Consider the following 5784-nt stretch of genomic DNA (forward strand, 5'->3'; position numbering starts at 1 on the left):
ACCTTCATCAATCGATATCTTCTTCTTTCTGTATTCATCATTCCAGTTCAACTAAAAGCACCTCCATAACCTTTTGCCATAAGAGAAGCCAGTTCCAGCAAATACTCGTTCCATTTTTCGTAGTCTTTCTTCAATTTGAAAAGAAGATCAAGCCCCATGAAGTGTCCAATGCCCATCAGAAAGACGCCGAGATCACGCGAGTCTATCGATCTAATCTCATCCTTCAATCTAGCCTCTTCAAGAGCTCTTATGTAAGAAGTTAATAGCCTTTCATAGTAGAAACGTCCAGTCTCAGGTTGTACAAACTCCGACTCACGAACTATGTTATATAGCTCCTTGTGAACATCCATGAAGAGCAAAAACGCCTTAAAGGACCTAATCTCTTTGTTTAACCTGCCTTCAACACCGGAGACCGCATCTCTCATCGTTCTTCTCAGATTTCTGTTTGCCTGATAAACAAGCTCTTGAAGTAACTTCCCCTTGCTTTCAAAATGAAGATAGAACGTACCCTGTCCGTAGCCCGCCTTACTTGTGATATCATATATCGATGTACCGAAATATCCCTTCTCCCCCATTAGTTTCTCTGCCGCCAAAAGGATGACCTCTTTAGCCTTTCCCTCACCGTTTGCTCTTACTCTATCTAGAGTGAATTCCAGAGACCTTCGATCCAGCTCTTCAGACTTAACAAAACCATTGAGGGTGAAGTCGACGAGAGATCGCACTGTCGAATCTGGTACCCTTGTATCGTTGTATATGATCCAGTAAATGGCGGCAAACCTGGAGCTTCCAATAAGAAACCACAGTTCAGGCATTGAAAGTGGAGACCTATCGTTTATCACAGTTGAGAGAAGAGCGTCCTTGTAGGTTTTGTCAACGGAGTTTTCCACTTCAGGAAACCTGTACTCGGCCTCATGAAAGGCAATGAACTTTCTCCGCGATTGCCAAAGAATATCAAAGACCTTTCTGTAAAGGTTATACAGCTTCTCTTCTACAGTGTTTCCCATGACCGAAGCAGAGGCGGACTCGAACCTGGTCTTGATATCCTGGACGATTTCTTTGAATACCTGTTCCTTACCAGTGTAATGTCTATAGAATGCTCCATTTGACAGTCCGCAGGTTCTGCATATGTTCGCAACAGAGGTCATCTCGAAACCAAGGCGACTGAACAGCTCTTCAGCCGCCTCTTTAATCTGTAGTCTTGTTCTCTCGCTTCGAGAGACCTTCAAATTACGAGACCCCCGTCAACGCCAATTACCTGACCGGTCAAATAACTCGACTCATCGGAAATCAAGAAGAAGTAGACATTCGCAATTTCCTCAGGGAGTCCAATTCTTTTAAGAGGGATCTTCTCTTCAAGTGCAACCAGTATCTTCTCAGGCATTTTCTCAGTCATAGGCGTCTTTATGAAACCCGGTGCCACAGCGTTTACCCTTATCTTCGCGCCCTTTCTTGTCAACTCTTTAGCCCATGTCTTAGTCATTGCAATAACTCCTCCCTTTGAAGCGGAGTAGTTAGACTGTCCGATATTTCCGTATACGCCGACAATCGATGAAGTATTGACAATCGAACCATAACCCTGATCTATCATCACTGGAGCAACCGCCTGCGTCATGTTGAAAACACCTTTCAAATTGACGTTGATAACCAGGTCCCAATCTTCTTCGGACATTCTCTGAATCAGAGCGTCTCTAGTCACTCCAGCATTATTGATAAGCCCATCGATGCGGCCGAATTCGCTTTTGATTTCACCTATAAGTTCAGTTATTGCAGGCCTATCCGTTACGTTGAGTCTCTTCGGAATTACCTTGCCCGGAAGCTCGGAAAATTCCTTCTTCAGATTATCCAATCCTTCGACGTCCATATCGCAGGCGTAGACAATCGCTCCTTCGCGGGCAAACTTTTCGACTGCCGCTTTACCCAGTCCACTTGCGCCACCAGTTATGATGACGACTTTACCTTCCATTCTCACCTTTTCGCCTCCTAATTCTTGCCCCATTTTACTGTCGTCGCTGCCCAGACGAAGCCCAATCCGGCACCAACCATTACAACCACGTCACCATCTTTAATCTTTCCCTCCATCAAACCTAATTCTATCGAGAGAATCTGATCATTCTGCCCAAGATGGCCGTAGTAATCAAGGTAAGTACTCTGATTTTCCTTTAGCCCGAGCTCTTCAAGAACTGCAAAATGAGCCGATCTTTTGAAATGCAAAATAGCTAAATAATCGATATCGCTTTCTGAGAAGCCGCTCTTTCTGAGTGACTCTCTAATCACCCAGTAGAAATTAGGCATTGTAGTCTCTCCGAGGCGTTTCTTGAACTCTGCAGTATCTCCCTGGACGGAGAAATGATAGTTCCGCGTATCTTCGGGGGTCATAGGCCACTTCTTTGTCCCGCCGACCGGGACAACACACAACTCTGAAAATGATCCGTCACCCTTAAAGGCCGAAGATAGGACGACGTTTTCATTATGGCCTTTCTTAAGAACTACAGCGGCCCCGCTGGCTCCTACATCAAGCATGAATGATGTTGATGGTTCAGAAAGATCCATAAGATCCACATTTCTGTAGCCGCTCACTAGCAGAACAGTATTGACATCGTCTCTAGCGATCATGAGACTCTTTGCCACGTCAATGCCGGCCATCATAGATCCACACATGGCTTCCATATCGAAAGACCAGGCGTTTACAGCACCGATTTCGTCTGCAACCTTCAGTCCGGCCAGCCAGCAAGGGTAATCTTTATGCTGAGCGCCGTTCCAGATTAACAGATCAATGTCTTTGGGATCTATCCCGGCATTCTCAAGAGCTTTCCGTGCCGCTTTTATTCCCAAATTACTTGTGGTTTCACCGGGACCTGGAACCAGTCTTCTCTTCACTCCAAATTTCAGTTCGATTACCTCTTGCGGAATGCCTGTTGAATCAGCAATTTCCTCTGGAGTCATGAAGGTCTCAGGTATGTATGTCCCGATCCCCGCTATTCCAATTACTGGAACTGAACTCACCAAGATCACCCCTTATGGCTTGCGTGTCATGATTCATCTCTCATATATGAAAGATGAATCATCTCTCACTTTCACAATACACTAAACTGATCCGGTTGGTAAATTCAATTAAAGTAGTTTATTGATGATTATCTAAAGTAGTTTATTGATGATTATCGACGAAAGAAGATGAATAACTACCAAATCGTCCCTTTTTCTAACAATTCTTAAGTACGAACCCGATGATTGCTGTCATGAATTCTCCTGGTTTTTCGAGGAAAGCTCCGTGACCGGCATCTTTTATGACAAGAAATTCCGAATTTCTGACTCTTTCATGAATTGCTTTCATCTCTTCTATCGGTGTAATGATGTCTCGATCGGCACCAAGTAGCAGAGTCGGGCACTGAATCTTGTCAAGTTCTTCCAAAACATTGAAATCGGGATTTGAAGAAATAAGCCTTATGAACCCTTCAAACCATTCTCCGTTGAGTGTCGATTTGAACATCTTCTGTCTTTCTTTTAGCCACTGCAGATTACGATTGTAGAAGAAATCTGAATAGATGAAGGGTATTGCCAGCTTGAAGAACCGCTCTCCATCTTTAAGTTCTGCAGCTTCTTTCCACGCTTCGCCAAGTTCTGCAAGGTATGGAGAAATTCGGGCGGGAGTATTGGCGAGTACTAGAGAATTTACTCTCTCCGGTCTCTTTATTGCTAACATTTCTGCCACCTGGCCTCCATAGGAGAGACCAACTACGTTTGCGCTAGAAATCTCAAGCGCATCGATCAGGTCGGTTAGGTCGTCAACGTGGATGGAGATGTGATACTGTGAATCCTTTCTTTCAGATCGGCCCTGATCTCTGAAATCCATCAGAATCAATCTGAAGTGCCTTGAAAAGTGGGGAACAAATCCTGCCCACGAGGGGACCGACATCATAATTCCGTTGAGAATAACAACAGGTGGGTTAGATTGATCTCCGTGTACTTCGTAATAGATTTGAGTTCCGTCGCTAGTTCTGAGCAGTGCCATAAATTCACCTCCATCCTTATTATTGCATCGATTTCACTGATTAGTCAAAACCAATCTTTGATGATAGACTTTAAAGTGAATGACACCCCTGGACCGATAGATCATCGAATTTGTCTCACGAAAGGATGAATGATTTGTCAAAATTTCTGGAAGATATGCTTGAGCAATCAGAAGCAGTAAGAACCATTATTTCCACATCTGACGTCGTCTTTGAGAAAGCGAAGTCTCTAAACTTTGAAAGAGTCCTGTTCACAGGCATGGGAGCTTCTCTTCATGCTTCAGAGGTAGCGGCTTCATTTCTAAGATACTCTGGCATCGACGCAGAAAGCTTCGAGATGTCGGAGATCATAACTTACTCATCCCAAGAACTGCTAAAAAGATACTCTACAATCTTTCTCATCAGTCAGTCAGGAGAAAGCGCAGAACTAATCCGATTCATCGAAGAAAACAAAGCGCTTCTGCCTTCTATGACACTTGTAACCAACAACGAAAAGAGCAGCGCGGCAAAGGCTTTCCCTGATGAAAGAGTATTTCCGCTTTTCGCGGGCAGTGAGAGATCTATGGGTGCAACAAAGACCTTCATGAATAGCATTGTCTTAACTCTGATGATTTCAGCCTTCAAAACCGCAAGAAGATTGAACTTTTCTGACCTGCCCACAAGAATGGATGAAGCTTTGTCGCATAATTTATCATGGCTTGCAGCATTGTTATCTGAGAAAAGGGAGAGGATTCTCGTTGCCAGGGGTTTTGGCATAGGTGTTGGAAAGATGGCCAGGCTAATGTTTGCTGAAGTTGCCAAGCTTAGTCTCATATTCTATTCGGGAGCCTCTTTCAGACACGGTCCCGTCGACTTGCTTGCAGACAAGCCCGTTGTAATCACCATGAATCCCAAGGGAGAGACTTACGACCTAATGCATGAACTCCACAATGATATTTACGACAAATGCGATTTGATTACCCTGACGAATTCGAAAGAGAGTAATGTGAAATCAATATACGTTTCCGATGGCCTGGAAGAAGTCCTTGCTTTCATTCCCATGATGAATCTTCTTCAGAAAACTGCGGAGGAAATCGCCAGGAATAGGGGATTCGATCCCGGCTCAGGTGTATTCGGAACAAAGGTGACCACCAAAGAATAATCAAAATGCTTTGAAAGCAAAAACAACTTCTTTGGAAGTGGCCTTGAAGGTTTACGACCTTACTGAAGCTTGGGATTGCTTAACAGAAAAAACTTATACCGGTTCTTCCATTTGGTTGATACCTGTAAGGTTCTATCTACGAACTGCAGCTGCCCTTATATCTGACGCCTATAATAACCTGCATGGCTTCAACCAAAATCCTCACAAAAAGGTTGTGCTTATCAAGCCCACCAACGGATGAATCTGAACAACTTCAATTTCGTTCGCACCTGAATGCTGGAAAACTTCTTTCATAAATGAAATGCTCGCCGGGTGATCTAATTCGTTGTCGTCGAAATAAACTTCGTCCCACGCATCCCTGTGCTTTCCAGGATCGTCGAACCACATAATATCACCAACAACGATCCTACCGGGCCTCTTTAAAATCTGCGTAAGCTTCGAAATCGCTTCCATCTTCATCGGATCTGTAAGATGGTGAAGAGAGTAGATGGCTACAACCTTGTTTATGTTCATTCTTGATAGGTTCACTTCTTCGCACGGGTTCTCGAAGGAGCCCCTAAAGAATTCGACGTTCTCAACACCCGCGCTGGCAATATTTGATCTTGCATCTTCTAACATCCTTCTGCTAATGTCAAT

Annotated in this window: 6 protein-coding genes; 1 reads left to right on the top strand and 5 read right to left on the bottom strand. The window is 44.1% G+C overall.

What is annotated here, in order from left to right:
* Positions 1-47: 47 nt before the first annotated feature.
* From BG32_RS05045 to BG32_RS05060, 4 genes are all read right to left on the bottom strand, one after another.
* Entirely contained in the window at positions 48-1226 is a 1179-nt protein-coding gene (locus BG32_RS05045) for a TetR/AcrR family transcriptional regulator (RefSeq protein WP_014731039.1), read from the bottom strand.
* Positions 1223-1969, bottom strand: a complete 747-nt coding sequence (locus BG32_RS05050; RefSeq protein WP_014731040.1) for a beta-ketoacyl-ACP reductase — start codon at positions 1967-1969, stop codon at positions 1223-1225. Before BG32_RS05050 ends, BG32_RS05045 begins: the two co-directional genes overlap by 4 nt.
* A gap of 11 nt (positions 1970-1980) precedes the next feature.
* On the bottom strand, positions 1981-3003 hold the full coding sequence (locus BG32_RS05055; RefSeq protein ID WP_121510110.1) for a 3-oxoacyl-ACP synthase: 1023 nt from the start codon (positions 3001-3003) through the stop codon (positions 1981-1983).
* Between the two features lie 196 nt (positions 3004-3199).
* On the bottom strand, positions 3200-4009 hold the full coding sequence (locus tag BG32_RS05060; protein ID WP_014731042.1) for an alpha/beta fold hydrolase: 810 nt from the start codon (positions 4007-4009) through the stop codon (positions 3200-3202).
* A 125-nt stretch (positions 4010-4134) separates the two neighbouring features.
* On the opposite strand from BG32_RS05060, the gene BG32_RS05065 reads away from it, so the two are divergent.
* On the top strand, positions 4135-5148 hold the full coding sequence (locus BG32_RS05065; protein ID WP_121526496.1) for an SIS domain-containing protein: 1014 nt from the start codon (positions 4135-4137) through the stop codon (positions 5146-5148).
* Positions 5149-5349: 201 nt separating this feature from the next.
* On the opposite strand, the gene BG32_RS05070 is transcribed toward BG32_RS05065, so the two are convergent.
* The coding region (locus tag BG32_RS05070; protein ID WP_121526497.1) for a methyltransferase domain-containing protein at positions 5350-5784 on the bottom strand (435 nt) is incomplete at its 5' end.

Origin of the sequence: Mesotoga sp. HF07.pep.5.2.highcov (genome assembly GCF_003666285.1) — a bacterium.
Classification (GTDB): Bacteria; Thermotogota; Thermotogae; order Petrotogales; family Kosmotogaceae; genus Mesotoga; species Mesotoga prima.

Excerpts from the sequence above, each read along its gene's own strand:
- BG32_RS05060 (WP_014731042.1), bottom strand. The coding sequence starts at position 4,009 with ATGGCACTGCTCAGAACTAGCGACGGAACTCAAATCTATTACGAAGTA.
- BG32_RS05065 (WP_121526496.1), top strand. The coding sequence starts at position 4,135 with ATGAATGATTTGTCAAAATTTCTGGAAGATATGCTTGAGCAATCAGAA.